Genomic DNA, 14938 nt, shown 5'->3' on the forward strand with positions numbered 1-14938 from the left:
GGCAATCACAAAAGCCCTATCGCCGCTGTTCTCGCTTATCGGTAAGATGACGTCCTTCCCGCGCGCCTGCGCTGTACGTCCCGCCGAATTAAGTCGATCCCATGCCTTTTGAACTCAGCGTAGATTTGACCACCCTCGCCATTCTGGCCGCCGTTGCTTTTGTTGCCGGTTTTATCGATGCCATCGCAGGTGGTGGCGGCTTGCTCACCACCCCTGCCCTGCTCACCGCAGGCTTGCCGCCACATCTTGTGCTGGGGACCAACAAACTCAGTTCGACCTTCGGCGCAGCCACGGCGAGCCTTACATTCTACCGTCGCAAACTGTTCCATCCCCGCGAGTGGAAACTGGCCATTTTCGGCACCTTGGTCGGCAGCCTGATTGGCGCAACTGCCGCCCATTACATGCCCGCAGAATGGCTCAACAAGATGCTGCCGGTGATTGTCTTCGGTTGCGGGATTTACCTGTTGTTTGGCGGCACCCCAAAAACACCCGTCGACAACGACGCGCCGATCAAAAAGAAATGGCAATTGCCGCAGGGTCTGGGCCTGGGGTTCTATGATGGCGTGGCCGGCCCGGGCACCGGTGCGTTCTGGACTGTCAGCAGCATGCTGATGTACCCCATCGATCTGGTGAAGGCCAGCGGTGTGGCCCGCAGCATGAACTTCGTCAGCAACATTGCAGCGCTGTCGGTGTTTATCTTTTCCGGGCATGTGGACTGGATAATCGGCCTGACCATGGGCTTTGCAGTGATGGTCGGCGCTTACTTTGGCGCCCGCAGCGCGATCAGCGGCGGCGCCAAGTTTATTCGTCCGGTATTTATTACCGTGGTCCTGGGCCTGACCGTGCGCCTAGCCTGGCAGCACTGGTTCGGCATGGCCTAAGCGACGCGCCACATACAGGTCGATAAGATAGCGCGCAATCGAGCGCGACGCCGGCAACGGCGGTAATTGATGCACATTGAACCACTGCGCATCTTCTATCTCATCGGCCTGGGGCACAATCTCGCCCCCGGCATATTCCGCGTGAAACCCCAGCATCATCGAGTGCGGGAACGGCCAGCACTGGCTGCCCACATACTGGATGTTCCTGACCTCCAGCTGCACTTCTTCGCGCACTTCACGAATCAGGCAATCCTCGGCCGACTCGCCTGGCTCGGCGAAGCCCGCCAGGGTGCTGTAAACCCCCGGCACAAAGCGCGGCGAACGGGCCAGCAGCACTTCATCACCACGGGTAATCAACACGATCATACTCGGCGATATGCGCGGGTAACTGCGCAAGTCACAGGCAGCGCAGTACATCGCCCGCTCCCTTGACACCTGCGTCATGGCCTGCCCGCAACTGCCGCAAAAACGATGTTCACGAGCCCAGGTGCCGATTTGCGCGGCATAACCCAGCACTTTATAAAGCGTGTGGTCGTCGCCCAGCATAAAGGCGCGCAAGCCCTGCCAATGGCAGCCCTCTACCTGAGCGGCGCCCTTGAGCTCCAGCAAATATACCGGCTCGCCGTCGAGGTGGCCGATGCCATGCTCGGCCAGTACCGGCAAGTTCTGGCGTTTGAGCCATTCGCGAGGGAACAGCGGGCCATTGTCATCATTCAGAAAACCGTCGGGGCCGCGCGCCACGGCCCAGCCGCCAGTCAGGTCTGTATCCAGTACTGCCGTGATCCAACGCGGTGTCATCAAGTGATCCTTGTTCAGGTTACAAAGCCTTCAATCGAGAAATTCGGGTTTCTGCTTGGTCATATGCGCGGTCATTGCCAGGCGCAGATCGCTGGATTGCAGCATCGCAGCATTCCACGTCGCAACATATTCCAGGCCATCCTCCACTCGGTGATCGCGCATATAGCCGATCATCTGCTTGGTGCCAGCAATGGCAATCGGCGATTTACTGGCGATTTCCTGGGCAATCGCCATAACGCCCTCAAGCAACGCCTGTTGATCACTGTAGACCCGGTTTACCAGGCCGATGGCGCGAGCTTCATCTGCCGCGACCATTCGCCCGGTATAGGCCAGCTCGCGGAGCATGCCATCACCGATGATACGCGGCAGGCGTTGCAGTGTCCCGACATCGGCGGCCATGCCCATATCGATTTCCTTGATCGAGAACTGTGCATCTTCAGCGGCGTAGCGCATGTCGCAGGCGGCAATCAGGTCTATCGCCCCGCCAATGCAGTAACCCTGAACCGCCGCCAGAACTGGCTTGCGGCACTGGTCGACGGCAGTGAACGAGGCCTGCATTTGCAGGATTTTTCGTCGCAGCATGCGGGCGTTGCGCCCCACATCCTTGCCCATTTCATTGGCCACCGACGCCAGCAGCATCAGGTCGATGCCGGCCGAGAAATGCTTGCCCGCCCCACTGAGCACCACCACTCGCACCGCGTCAGTTTCATCAATCCACTGGAAGATATCGATGATTTCGGACCAGAACGCAGCATTCATCGCATTGACCTTTTCAGGTCGATTGATCTGTACATGGGCGATATTGCCGTTCAACTCAACCTGAAAAGCCTGGTAATCGGACATAACCTGAATCCTTTGCGGGGCGCCGTCGCCGGCCGATAAGCGGCGGACTATAACAAGGCTTGCAGGCTGCAGGCAGGCCGCGATCACGCCAAAATACGGACAAAACGACCTGTCACAGCCCCCTTCAGCGCGTCAGGATAAACCGCTCGATCGCCTGGGCAACGCCATCTTCAGTATTGCTGCCGGTGACATGCATCGCCTGCTCGCGAATAGGCGCATCGGCCTGGCCCATGGCAATCGACAGCCCGGCACGCTGGAACATGGCCGGATCATTGCCGCCATCTCCTATCGCCACCGTGCGCTCAAGAGGCACACCCAGGTGTTCGGCCAGCGTGGCAAGGGCATCGCCTTTATTAGCCCTGAGCGCGGTGATATCAAGATAACGGGCCTGGGAGCGGCTGGCAGAGGCCTCCCCATGCAGTAACTGCTGCAAACGCTGCTCCAGCTCGACCAACAAGGGTGCATTGCCGGTAGTGGCCACGATCTTGTCCACCCGGTGCAGGTAGGGTTCAAAACTCTCGACTACCAGCGGGGCATAACCCAGGCCCTGCTGCTCGTGGGCAACCATCGGCCCCGTCGGGTCGCGCAACAGCCACTCATCGTCGGCAAACACCCAGACCTCAACGTCATGCCCGGCCAAAAACTCGAGTGTCTTGAGTACGGCCTGGTACGGCACATGGTGGGACTGCAGCACGCTGCCATCGGCGTTGACCAGCACCCCGCCATTGAACCCGGCAGTCGGCAGCTCAACCCCCAACTGCCGGATATAATCGCGCATGGCCCGTGGCGGGCGGCCGGTAGCCAGGGTGAAATGAATGCCGGCGGCCTGCAGCGCCTTGACTGCCGCCAGGTTGCGCGGGCTGATGCTGTGATCAGGTAAAAGCAGGGTGCCATCCATGTCACACAACACCAGCTCAATCGGGTTTTGCTTCACGTCTCTCATCCTATGTTGAGCCAGACACGCCCATCGCGACCCAGCAATTCTTTAGCGGCCTCAGGACCGTCTTCACCGGCCTTGTACGGTTGCACGTCCGTTTGTTCCTGCCACGCGTCCAGAAAAGGTTGCACACCCCGCCAGCCGTTTTCAATGTTGTCCGCACGTTGAAACAAGGTCTGGTCGCCAGTAAGGCAGTCGTAGATCAAGGTCTCGTAGCCTGTTGAAGGCTGCATTTGGAAAAAGTCCTTGTACGCAAAACCCAACTCGATATTGGCCATTTTCAGCCCCGGTCCGGGTTGCTTGGCCTGCAGGTCAAACCACATGCCTTCATTGGGCTGGATCTGGATCCGCAAATAGTTGGGCTGCAACCGTTCAACGTCGGTGTCACGGAATTGCGCATAAGGCGCAGGCTTGAAGCAGATGGCGATTTCAGTGTCCCGCGCACTCATGCGCTTGCCGGTGCGCAGATAAAACGGCACGCCCACCCAGCGCCAGTTGTCGATCATCACCTTGAGCGCGACAAAGGTTTCGGTAGTGCTGTCTGGCGCCACATTGTTCTCTTCGCGATAACCCACGACCGGCTTGCCGCCGGACTCACCCTGAGTGTACTGCCCGCGCACCGAGTTCTTCAGCGCATCTTCTTTGGACCAGGGGCGGATTGCGCCAATCACCTTGGCCTTTTCACCGCGCACCGCATCGGCACCAAAGGCCGCAGGGGGCTCCATCGCGACCATCGCCAGCAGTTGAAACAGATGGTTGGGCAACATGTCGCGCAAGGCGCCGGTGTGTTCGTAAAAACTGCCACGTGTCTCAACCCCGACGGTTTCTGCCGCCGTGATCTGCACATGGTCAATGTAATGATTGTTCCAGAAAGCTTCGAAAAGCCCGTTGGAGAAACGGCTGACCAAAATGTTCTGGACGGTTTCCTTGCCCAGGTAATGGTCAATCCGGTAGATCTGCTTCTCGCTCATGACGCTCAGCAGGCATTCGTTCAATGCCTGGGCTGTTTGCACGTCAGAGCCAAAAGGTTTTTCAATGACTACCCGGCGAAAAGCCTCCGGGGTTTCCTTGAGCAACCCGCTGGCGCCCAGCCGCTGCACGACTTCGCTGAAAAAGCGCGGTGCAGTGGCCAGATAGAACACCGCATTGGCGGTGCCACTGGCGAAAATCTTCTGTTCCAGCGCCGCGTAGGTACTGTCATCGAGAAAATCGCCCTGCACATAGCTGATGTTCTTCGCCAGCGAGGCCCATAGAGCGGCATTCAAGCCCTCGCCGTCAGGATGATCCACTTTGCTGGACGCTTCATTGCGAATGAAGTCTTCCAGCTTTTTGGCAAATCCCTCATCACTGATCGCATTGTGGTCGACGCCCACAATGCGCAGGCCACCGTCCAGTAAACCATCACGACTCAAGTTGTACAGCGCCGGCATCAGCAAGCGCTTGACCAGATCACCGTGGGCACCAAACAAAAAAAGAGTGGTGGGCGGCGCAGGCTTGGCATCAGGTTTACTGGACAGATCGGTCATTTTTTAGGCGTCTCCACGTGGCCGCCGAAACCAAAGCGCATGGCTGACAACAATTTGTCGCCATAGAGGCTTTGCTGGCGTGAACTGTAGCGGGCAAACAGGGCTTGCGACAACACTGGCACCGGGGTCGACTGCTCCATTGCGGCCTCGATGGTCCAGCGGCCTTCGCCACTGTCTGCGACGGCGCCCGAGTAGCCATCCAGCGGCTCATCAGTGGCCAGAGCATCGGCGGTCAAATCCAGCAACCAGGAGGACACCACGCTGCCACGACGCCAGACTTCAGCGATATCACCCAGGTTCAGGTCAAAACGCTGCTCTTCAGGCAGGTTTTCACCGCCTTTCATCTTCATCAGGTTGAAACCTTCGGCGTACGCCTGCATCAAGCCGTACTCGATACCGTTGTGCACCATTTTGACGAAATGGCCAGCGCCAGCCGGGCCAGCATGGATGTAACCACGCTCGGCACGGTCATCGTCAGAGGTGCGATCCTTGGTCCGCGCAATATCGCCCATGCCTGGCGCCAGCGCTGCAAACAGCGGGTCCAGATGTTTCACGACAGCGCTGTCTCCGCCGATCATCATGCAATAACCGCGCTCCAGGCCCCACACGCCGCCCGATGTACCCACGTCAACGTACTGGATGCCTTTCTCGGCCAGCGACTGCGAACGACGAATGTCATCCTTGTAGAAGGTGTTGCCGCCATCAATGATGATGTCATCGGCGTCCAGCAACTCGCTCAAAGTCTCGATGGTGTCTTCGGTCGGCGCACCGGAAGGCAGCATGACCCAGACAGCACGGGGTTTGGCCAGGCCTGCGACCAGCGCTGGCAAATCGGCAACGGCGGTGGCGCCTTCCTGTTCCAGAGCGCTGACAAAGTCGGTATTGCGGTCAAAAACCACGGTTGTATGCCCATTGAGCATCAGACGCCGCGCGATATTCCCGCCCATACGGCCCAATCCAATAATTCCCAACTGCATGTACTGTTGCTCCCAACGACAAATAAATAGGTGTACAGCACCTCGGTGCAGCATTGCCCAAGGTGCCCGATCAGGATCAGCCCTGACACATGCTGCATAGTTTCGCACAAGCTGGAGGGCAGATTCCCGATTCAATACACTCAACAGACGGACGAAGCAGTAAAGACTGCAAAAAACGTAAAATTTTCAAGGTGCGACAAGACCGATCCATGTCTACCAGCCCGATCATGGGTGACAAAGTTTTCACATCCCCTTGGCGATACTTAAACACTTTGTGACTGCCCACTCTTGAGGCAGTACTCATGTGCTGTGCCTGGCTACATGGCACTGACCATTCAAGTAGTTATCAGCTGGAGCGCTGTATGGGGATGTTTAAACGCAGTAATACATCTGCGAAGGGATTCGATTGGGCAGGCCTTGGCTGGCTGTTCCTGTTCTTTTGGTATTTTTCCGGCATTACCCAACTGCTTATCCAGCTGACTGGCACTTCCGGGTTCTCAGGCTTTCGCCAAGCCTTTGTGATGAGTGCCATCTGGCTGGCCCCGATGCTGATGTTTCCCAGGCACACCCGGGCAATGGCGGCGGTCATTGGTGTCGTGCTGTGGGCCTGTTCGATGGCCAGCCTGGGCTACTTCTTTATCTATCAACAGGAATTCTCGCAAAGCGTCATCTTCATCATGTTCGAGTCGAACATCTCTGAAGCTGGCGAATACATGACCCAGTACTTTGCCTGGTGGATGGTGCTGGCATTCCTGGCACATACCGCCTTTGCGGTGTTTCTGTGGACCCGCCTGCGCCCGGTGTATTTGCCGCGCATGCAGGCCTGGGCTGCAGCGGTGGCCATATTGGTGGCGGTTATCGGCTACCCGCTGGTCAAACAGACGATCAAGCACGACAACCTGGCCACGGCCATGGAAAGCTTCGAAAGCCGTGTTGAACCTGCAGTACCGTGGCAGATGTTAGTAGCTTATCGCCGCTACCTGGAGCAACTGGACAACATGCAGGGCATGCTCGCCAGCGTCAGCAAGATCCCGCCACTGACCAACCTCAAGGACAACGAGGCCGGCAAGCCGACTACCCTGGTACTGGTCATTGGCGAGTCCACCAACCGCCAGCGCATGAGCCTGTATGGTTATCAGCGCGAAACCACGCCAAACCTCGACAAGTTGCGCGATCAACTGGCCATTTTCGACAACGTGGTGACACCGCGGCCCTACACCATTGAAGCGCTGCAACAAGTGCTGACCTTTGCCGACGAAGAAAACCCCGACCTGTACCTGAGCACCCCGTCACTGGTCAGCGTGATGAAGCAAGCCGGTTACAAAACCTTCTGGGTCACCAACCAGCAGACCATGACCAAGCGCAACACCATGCTCACGACCTTCTCCGAGCAGGCTGACCAGCAGGTTTACCTCAACAACAACCGCAACCAGAACGCCCGCCAGTATGATGGCGACGTGATTGAGCCCTTCAACAAGATCCTGGCCGACAGCGCCCCGCGCAAGCTGATCGTGATTCACCTGCTCGGTACGCATATGAGCTACCAGTACCGTTATCCACCGACCTTCGACAAATTTGTCGACCGTAGTGGCGTACCCGCCGGTTTGAGCGATGCACAAGTACCCACCTACAACAGCTACGACAATGCCGTTCTGTACAACGATTTTGTTGTATCGAGCCTGATCAAGGACTTTGCCAAGACCGACCCCAATGGTTTCCTGCTGTACCTGTCGGACCACGGTGAAGACGTGTTCGACTCGGTCGGCCACGCGACGCTGGGCCGCAACGAGGCCAAGCCGACAGCCCCGATGTACACCATTCCGTTTATGGCCTGGGCCTCGCCCAAGTGGCGTGAAAACCATGCCTGGAATTTCGCTGCCGACCTCGGGCGACCTTACAGCAGCTCGCAGTTTATCCACACCTGGGCAGACCTGGCGGGCCTCAGTGCCGACGAACTGGACGACAAAAAAAGCCTGGTCAGCGACACGTTTGTCGCCCGCCCGCAGCTGATTGGCGACCCCTACTCGCGCCCACAAAAGGCCTTGATCGACTTCAGCCTGATCAAGCCCAAACAGCCCGCCCCTGCCAACGTGGTCCAGCAATAATCAACGTGCGGGGCGCACGGCGCGCCCCGCAGGTTTCCGACACTTCTTTACAAATAATTCTCTTTTCGCCTAACTCCGCGCCTTGTCATTCGTTTGAAGCACTGAACAACTTCATAACAACGACAAGGAGTCGGCAGCGATGTTCGCGCCAATCACCCGTTCCATGACCCTCACCCTCGGCCTCATCAGCAGCGCCGCATGCCCGCAATTACTGGCGGATACCGAGCAGGAAGAGGTCAAGAAAACGACCCGCTCACTGGAGCTGGGCACCACCAGCGTCACAGCCCAGGGCCTGGGTGCCACCACAGAAAATACCGGTTCCTACACCACGGGCTCGACCAGTACCGCGACCAAACTCAACTTGAGCATTCGCGAAACTCCGCAGTCGATCTCGGTCGTCACCCGTCAGGAAATGGACGACTTCGACCTCAACACCCTGACCGAAGCCATGCGCCATACCACAGGCATTGTGGTACAGCACAACGACTCGGACCGGGTCAGCTACTCGTCCCGCGGCTACACCATCAATAACTTCCAGATTGACGGCATGCTCAACACCTTCAGTTTTATGAAGACTGATGCCGACACCATTATCTACGACCGTATTGAAGTAGTGCGCGGCGCCACCGGCCTGACCACCGGCGCGGGCGACCCGTCGGGCACCATCAACATGATCCGCAAACGCCCCACCCACCAGTTGCAGGCCAAGGCCGGTGCTTCGGGCGGCAGCTACGACAACTATTACAGCTATGTCGATGTGGGCGGCCCGCTGGCCTTCGACGGCCGCCTGCGCGGGCGCACGGTGCTGGCCTATCGCGACAGCAAATCGTTTCGCGATATCTACGCCCTCAAGCGCGAAGTGGCTTACGGCATTCTGGAAGCCGACCTGAGCGACAGCACTGTTCTGGCCGTGGGTTACGACTACCAGGACAAGCAGGTAAAGGGTTCTTCCTGGGGCACCACACCTTACTGGACCGGCTCGGGCGACAAAGCCAATTTCGGGCGCTCAACCAACCTGGCGACTTCCTGGAGTTCATGGCCGATGAAGGACAAAACCGCCTTCGCCACCCTCGACCAGCAATTGGTCAATGACTGGCGCCTCAAAGCAGCCTACACCCATCGCACCAGCGACGCTGAAGGTAAGGTTTATTACGCCGGCGGCGGCTTCCCCAACCCCGATGGTACGGGCATGTCGGCCTATGCCAGCCACTTTATCGGCGAAGAGAAGATGAGCGCCGTTGACGTCAATATCTCGGGCACCTACCCCTTGTTCGGGCGTGATCACGAGTTGATGGTGGGTTATGGCCAGGCCAAGAACGACAACACCTCGCCCCTGATGGTTGACCTCAACCCGGACGACTACTACAACATCCCCAATTGGCAAGACATGAGCGCGATTCCCAAATATCAGGATTTCAATACCGGTATTGAAGGGACTCACGACGTCATCAAGCAGAAATCCGGCTACCTGGCCACGCGTTTTAACCTGACCGATCAATGGCATGCCGTACTGGGCACCCGGTATGGCAGCTGGCAAAGCTCCAGCACCAACTTCCCTGCCCCGAAAGTCAGCCAGACCCAAAACGATGTGATTACGCCTTACGCCGGCGTGCTGTACGACTTCACCGACGAGTTGACGGCCTACGCGAGTTATACCGACATCTTCAAGCCAACCACCAGCAAGGACGCCAGCAACTCCTACCTTGAGCCGGTGGTGGGCAGCAACTATGAGCTGGGGCTGAAGGGTAGCTTCTTGCAGGAGCGCCTCAACCTGTCGACGGCGGTGTTCTGGAGCAAGCAGGACAATGTGCCGGAAATCGATGACTCAGTACCACGCGGCCCCAAGGGCGAGGAATATTACAAATCCGGCGGCAAGGGCAACAAGATCAACGGTTTCGAAGTCGAGCTGGCCGGTGAAGTGATGCGCGACTGGAATATGCTTGCAGGCTACACCTACACCCATTCGCGCAACGCCGCAGGCCAGCGCATGAATACTGCAGCGCCTTTGAACATGCTGAAGATTTCGAGCACCTACCGCCTGCCTGGGGACTGGAATGCAATGACCGTGGGGGCGGCCGTCAACTGGCAAAGCGATATCTATCGTGCCGCCAATCGCCCGACCGGCGAGAAAAATGACAAAGGCAACCCGATTACCTTCAAGGAAGACATCACTCAGAAGTCCTACACCCTGGTCGACCTGATGGCCCGCTACAAGTTTGACGAACACGTCTCGGCATCCCTGAACGTCAAAAACCTGTTCGATGAAAAGTACTACGAAAACGTAGGTTTCTATAACGGCGTGTTCTGGGGTGATCCGCGGACGGTGAGCGTTGGCCTGGAGTGGACACTGTAGGCAGAGGAGGCAAACCTTGTAGCTCGTCAACTGCTACAAGGTTTTTCTACAGTTACAAATATTTGTTCCAGAACAGCATGCGCCCGTGCGCCGGGTCGAGCTGGCCATCGCTGAAGCCGAATTTGCGATAGGAACCTTGCGCCACAGGGTTGCCCTCGAGTACTTCGAGGGTGATCTTGCAGCAGCCGCGTTCGCGGGCGATGTCTTCCACCTTGAGCAACATCTTCTGGCTCAGGCCCAGACCGCGAAACGTATCGACCACCGACACATCATGCACATTGACCAGGGGTTTGCCGGCAAAGGTGGAAAAGCCTTCAAAGCAGTTAACCAGACCCGCCGCCTCACCATTGACGAACGCCAGTACGCTGAAGGCATGAGGGCGCCTGGCAAGCTCTGCCGGCAAGTGCGCCAATACCGTTTGCGACAACGCTTCACCTCCGCCCATCGGGTCCCGGGCGTAGTGATTCAACACGTCCCTTAACGCCTGGGCATGAACCGGGTTGGTATAGTCTGCTTGCACTACGACGACATCCGACATTACGGGTTTTCCTTGACGAGTCCGGGCATTGGTTTGTTGGAACAACGCCAGACCTTATCGCGGCCCCGGCAATGCAGACAAGTGCCTGTTTCAGGGGTTGGCAGAAACATCCAGCATCGGCATCACACTGGCAAGCTGATTCACAAAACTGTCGGCATCCGTGTAAATCAGTACATGCCGAAACTGCGAGTTGTCCTTGCGATATTCGACCTCATCCGCAATAACCTCACCTGCCATTTTCTGACTGATCAACAACACATCATATTCATTGGTGGGTGCTGCCTTCAGGCTTACCAGCGCCTCGCCATGGTACAAAGGCGCGATCCGGTAATAGCCCAGAATATTAAGAGCCCTTTCTATTTTCAGAGCCTCGTTCGGGTCTGCATCGGCAATCAGTATTCGTAAAGATTTTGTTGGCATTGCAGCCTCGTCATCCATGTGATTGATTAGCTTGAGCATAATGTTCAAGTTCGTCAGCCAACTGCTCCATACTGCTGTGAAGTGCATCGACCGCGACGGTGAGTTCTTCTGATTTTCCGGACTGGCAAACCGCTTCCAGTTGTTCGCAACACTCAATCAGCTTCCTGGCCTGAATAAGTCTGCCCCCTCCTTTGATGCCATGGGCCAGGGCAGCCAGGCCTGCGTAATCATCTTTCAAAAAGAGTTCGATCAGGGCAGTGAGATCGAGACGATTTCTTGTAGAAAGCTCTGCAAGAAGTGTATGAATCATCTGCTCATCACCCTGACTCAACTGTTTAAGATACGTCAGATCAATCTTATCGCCTTGATCAGATTCATCGGCATCGGTATATATCAGGTTCTGCGCCTGACCAGTTGCCAGGCAGGCGCTCAAGTCTTTCAGGCTGATGGGCTTGAACAGGCATTGATCCATTCCCGCATCGAGACAACGCTCAACTTCGCCGGGCTGTGCGTTCGCAGTAAAACCAAAAATCTGGCAAGGGGCCTTTCCCAGCTGCGCCTCTTCGGCTCGTATTGCCTGGGCCAACTGATAGCCATTGATGACCGGCATCGAGCAATCAGTAATTACCAGGTCGAAAGCCCCCTGCCGCCACGCCTTGAGGCCCAGCTCGCCATTCTCGGCGTCTGACACACGGTGCCCCAGATAGCTGAGTTGCTGGGCCAGCAGCATCCGGTTAGCCGGATAATCATCCACGACCAGAATGTTCAGCGACCGGGTAATGGCCGGGGCTTGCTCGAGGGCGTCTGCAGCTTGCTCTTCATGTTCAAGCAGAGGCACTACCATCATGATCTCAACTTGGGTGCCCAGCCCCTCAACACTGCTGAGGTGCAACTGACCTCCCATCATTTCGCAGAGCTCACGGCAAATCACCAGGCCCAGGCCTGAGCCCTGACGCGCAGATTGCGTGTTGTTACTGGACTGAACAAAAGGGTTGAACAGCAGGTTCTGGTCTTCCTCAGAAATACCCACACCGGTGTCCTTCACGCGCAAACAGATCGCTGTATGCTGCGCATCTGCAGCCAGCCCCAATGTCAATATCAGCCGGACCTCCCCCGTGTCCGTGAACTTGATGGCATTACTCAGCAAATTGGAAACGATTTGCTTGAAGCGTATCGGATCAATCAGCACATCCACATCCGCTGCCGGGCTCGATTCACAGACCAGGCTCAATTGCTTCTGCCGCGCCAGCCCATCAAACATTCGTGCCACGGCTTCTACCAGCGACTTGATATTTGAGCGTTTGGGGTGCAATGAAAGATGACCGGACTCAATGCGCGCGATATCCAGAATATCGCCAATCAAATCGAGCAACTCGTGGGCCGAGACTGAGGCCACTTCGATTGCGAAACGATCAATAACGCCTTGGTCGGCCTTTTTCATGGCCAATTCGAGCATGCCAATGACCGCATTCATGGGGGTGCGGATCTCATGACTCATGGTTGCGAGAAAGGTGGTCTTTGCCCGGTTTGCCGCATCGGCACTTTGCTTGGCAGCATTCAACTCATTCACCAGCTGCTGGCGCCTGCCTATGACTCTCTGCAAATAGGTAATCCATACAATGGCAACCAATAGCAACGCCGCGGCAATGGCAAACCCTCTTACAATCGCAGGACGGTTGCGCAGCCAGTAGCTCTCAACCTCTGGTGTGTCAGTGAACCAACGACCGGTCAGCTCACTCAAGTCTCCTGGAGTGATATTGAGCAAGGCCTTGTCCAGAATGGCGCTTAACTGCTGATCATTGCCGGCAGTGGCAAAACCGATCTGCTCGGGTTGAGTACCTACGGTGCTGGTGATTTTCAGCTGATTGTCAAAGCGTCGCGAAACCAGATAACGCGCATTGACCAACACGCTGATCGCGGCATCAGCGCTTCCCTCTGCCACCATGGCCAGGGCCGCAGGCGGGTTGTCTGCTTCCTGAATCTGAACCTGCGGATAGTTCTGCGCAATAAAGTCGCGCAGTACATTGCCGCGAACCATCACGACACGCCCGCCAGCCATTTCATCCAGGGTTTGAGGTCCCTCTGAGCCGATACGGGAAATAAGCACAAAAGGGGTTGTGAGGTAGGGCCGGGTAAAGCTCAGTTGATTTTCTCGGGCGGTACTGCTCGTGATAGCCCCCAACACATCTGCCTTGCCCGACTTGACCAGTTCAATCCCCTGCGCCAGCGTATACACACGCACTGCCTCGAAATTAAGCCCTGTGCGTGTACTGATGCTGGATAAAAGATCGGCAATCAAGCCTTTGAACCTGCCTTGCTCATCAAAAAAGGACAGTGGCTGGAACGCATCATAAATTGCCACTTTTAACCGCGGATGCTCAGCTATCCAGCGCTGCTCGCTGGCTGCAGGGGTAAACTGCCATGGGGCATACGTTTTTGGCCCGTCGAAGCTCCAGCGGCGCAGAATTGTCATGCGGTCACTGGCTGGGATCGCCGCCAGCGCTGTATTGACGATACGCAGTAACCCCGGATTTTTACGATTCACCGCAAAGGCGAAGGGGTTGTCTTCCAGTCGCGAGAAATCGGCCAATTGCACATTGTTCAGGTAGTTCTTGTGAATCAGGTAACTGGCACTAATAAAATCCCCAAGATATACATCCGCTTGGCCAAACGCCACGGCGCCAATGGCCGTCAGGGTTGACGGATACAACTGCAAGCTAGCTTTGGGGTAGAAGTCCTGGACCTTCTGCGGCGGCAGGTAGTGATCGAGCATGGCCACACGCAGCCCCGCCAGATCAACTGGCGGACGCTCCTGGTTACTGCTGCGGGTCACCAGAGAAGGCGAATCGTCTGCGTACGCACGGCTTAACACCAGCTCAGGATATTGCGCTTCGAAACCATTGGAACTGCTCAACAAATCCAGCTCACCACCCTTGAGCGCTTCTATCGCCTGCGGCCTTGAAGGGTAACGCTTGACCACAATGTCAGTGCGTAGCAACTGCGACAGCAGTTGCGCGTAGTCGGCCGTCAACCCTTCAAAGTCCTGACCGTTTACCGTCATTTCAAAAGGACCGTAGTCAGGTGCGGAGATACCCAGACGCAAAGGTCCGTGTTGCTTGAGCCACTGCCTGTCTGATGGTTCAAGTGCCACGCTGTACGCCTCGACATTGGAGCGCCCCATCAATTGCAAGGTCTGTACTTTTGGGTCAGCGGCTGCAACGGGCTGTCCAAGAACCAGGAGCAGCCCTGCAAGCCCCAGACATTGAAGGATGTTCAATTAAATCAAATCATTGCGCTTGGCAAATTCAGCCAAGTAGACGACCGATTTTATATTCAACTTTTCGATCAGGCGCGCCTTGTAAGTACTGATGGTTTTGCTGCTAAGAATCATATCTTCAGCAATCTTCTTATTACTCAGGCCCCGGGCAAGCTGTTGCAGTATGTACAATTCTCGCGCCGACAAATTCTGTATCAATTCTATGTCGCTCATACTTGTATCACTGTTTCGCACTGAGCTGGCCGCCAAAAATGGAAAAAAGGTATAGCCGTCCATCCTGAAT

At 56.5% G+C, this 14938-nt stretch carries 12 protein-coding genes; 3 read left to right on the forward strand and 9 right to left on the reverse strand.

Annotation, left to right across the window (positions count from 1 at the left end):
• The first annotated feature begins 101 nt into the window (after nt 1–101).
• The gene (locus tag V6L81_RS19235; RefSeq protein WP_095001643.1) at nt 102–881 is read left to right on the forward strand and encodes a TSUP family transporter; all 780 of its coding nucleotides are present in this window, start codon (nt 102–104) and stop codon (nt 879–881) included.
• Here the strand turns inward: V6L81_RS19235 and nudC are convergent.
• From nudC to gnd, 5 genes are all read right to left on the reverse strand, one after another.
• The gene (gene nudC, locus V6L81_RS19240; protein ID WP_095001644.1) at nt 849–1679 is read right to left on the reverse strand and encodes an NAD(+) diphosphatase; all 831 of its coding nucleotides are present in this window, start codon (nt 1677–1679) and stop codon (nt 849–851) included. The two genes, V6L81_RS19235 and nudC, sit on opposite strands and share 33 nt — an antisense overlap.
• A 30-nt stretch (nt 1680–1709) precedes the next feature.
• The gene (locus V6L81_RS19245) at nt 1710–2522 is read right to left on the reverse strand and encodes a crotonase/enoyl-CoA hydratase family protein (protein ID WP_095001645.1); all 813 of its coding nucleotides are present in this window, start codon (nt 2520–2522) and stop codon (nt 1710–1712) included.
• 124 nt (nt 2523–2646) lie between these two features.
• Nucleotides 2647–3465 carry an HAD family hydrolase gene (locus V6L81_RS19250; protein ID WP_153381242.1) on the reverse strand — a complete coding sequence of 273 codons (819 nt, stop codon included), beginning with the start codon at nt 3463–3465 and terminating at the stop codon, nt 2647–2649.
• Nucleotides 3462–4985: a glucose-6-phosphate dehydrogenase gene (gene zwf / locus V6L81_RS19255; protein WP_095020881.1), complete on the reverse strand. Its 1524-nt coding sequence runs from the start codon at nt 4983–4985 to the stop codon at nt 3462–3464. Before zwf ends, V6L81_RS19250 begins: the two co-directional genes overlap by 4 nt.
• Nucleotides 4982–5962, reverse strand: a complete 981-nt coding sequence (gene gnd, locus V6L81_RS19260) for a phosphogluconate dehydrogenase (NAD(+)-dependent, decarboxylating) (protein WP_095001647.1) — start codon at nt 5960–5962, stop codon at nt 4982–4984. Before gnd ends, zwf begins: the two co-directional genes overlap by 4 nt.
• Before the next feature lie 362 nt (nt 5963–6324).
• Between gnd and V6L81_RS19265 the strand changes: the two genes are divergently transcribed.
• A complete protein-coding gene (locus tag V6L81_RS19265; RefSeq protein WP_095001648.1) occupies nt 6325–8067 on the forward strand; it encodes a phosphoethanolamine transferase CptA in 1743 nt (580 codons plus the stop codon).
• 139 nt (nt 8068–8206) lie between these two features.
• A complete protein-coding gene (locus V6L81_RS19270; protein ID WP_095019293.1) occupies nt 8207–10420 on the forward strand; it encodes a TonB-dependent siderophore receptor in 2214 nt (737 codons plus the stop codon).
• 52 nt (nt 10421–10472) lie between these two features.
• Here V6L81_RS19270 and V6L81_RS19275 read toward each other — a convergent pair whose 3' ends face one another.
• From V6L81_RS19275 to V6L81_RS19290, 4 genes are all read right to left on the reverse strand, one after another.
• A complete protein-coding gene (locus V6L81_RS19275; RefSeq protein ID WP_095019294.1) occupies nt 10473–10958 on the reverse strand; it encodes a GNAT family N-acetyltransferase in 486 nt (161 codons plus the stop codon).
• A 90-nt stretch (nt 10959–11048) separates the two neighbouring features.
• Entirely contained in the window at nt 11049–11417 is a 369-nt protein-coding gene (locus tag V6L81_RS19280) for a hypothetical protein (RefSeq protein ID WP_232527641.1), read from the reverse strand.
• Complete coding sequence (locus V6L81_RS19285; protein WP_338660269.1) at nt 11389–14655, reverse strand: transporter substrate-binding domain-containing protein; 3267 nt, start codon at nt 14653–14655, stop codon at nt 11389–11391. Before V6L81_RS19285 ends, V6L81_RS19280 begins: the two co-directional genes overlap by 29 nt.
• The gene (locus V6L81_RS19290; protein ID WP_404824640.1) at nt 14656–14931 is read right to left on the reverse strand and encodes a response regulator transcription factor; all 276 of its coding nucleotides are present in this window, start codon (nt 14929–14931) and stop codon (nt 14656–14658) included.
• Between the last annotated feature and the right edge of the window lie 7 nt (nt 14932–14938).

This window comes from Pseudomonas bubulae (assembly GCF_037023725.1).
Taxonomy (GTDB): domain Bacteria; phylum Pseudomonadota; class Gammaproteobacteria; order Pseudomonadales; family Pseudomonadaceae; genus Aquipseudomonas; species Aquipseudomonas bubulae.

Coding starts and splice junctions, on each gene's coding strand:
- V6L81_RS19235 (WP_095001643.1), top strand. CDS start 102: ATGCCTTTTGAACTCAGCGTAGATTTGACCACCCTCGCCATTCTGGCC.
- nudC (WP_095001644.1), bottom strand. CDS start 1,679: ATGACACCGCGTTGGATCACGGCAGTACTGGATACAGACCTGACTGGC.
- V6L81_RS19245 (WP_095001645.1), bottom strand. CDS start 2,522: ATGTCCGATTACCAGGCTTTTCAGGTTGAGTTGAACGGCAATATCGCC.
- V6L81_RS19250 (WP_153381242.1), bottom strand. CDS start 3,465: ATGAGAGACGTGAAGCAAAACCCGATTGAGCTGGTGTTGTGTGACATG.
- zwf (WP_095020881.1), bottom strand. CDS start 4,985: ATGACCGATCTGTCCAGTAAACCTGATGCCAAGCCTGCGCCGCCCACC.
- gnd (WP_095001647.1), bottom strand. CDS start 5,962: ATGCAGTTGGGAATTATTGGATTGGGCCGTATGGGCGGGAATATCGCG.
- V6L81_RS19265 (WP_095001648.1), top strand. CDS start 6,325: ATGGGGATGTTTAAACGCAGTAATACATCTGCGAAGGGATTCGATTGG.
- V6L81_RS19270 (WP_095019293.1), top strand. CDS start 8,207: ATGTTCGCGCCAATCACCCGTTCCATGACCCTCACCCTCGGCCTCATC.
- V6L81_RS19275 (WP_095019294.1), bottom strand. CDS start 10,958: ATGTCGGATGTCGTCGTAGTGCAAGCAGACTATACCAACCCGGTTCAT.
- V6L81_RS19280 (WP_232527641.1), bottom strand. CDS start 11,417: ATGCTCAAGCTAATCAATCACATGGATGACGAGGCTGCAATGCCAACA.
- V6L81_RS19290 (WP_404824640.1), bottom strand. CDS start 14,931: ATGGACGGCTATACCTTTTTTCCATTTTTGGCGGCCAGCTCAGTGCGA.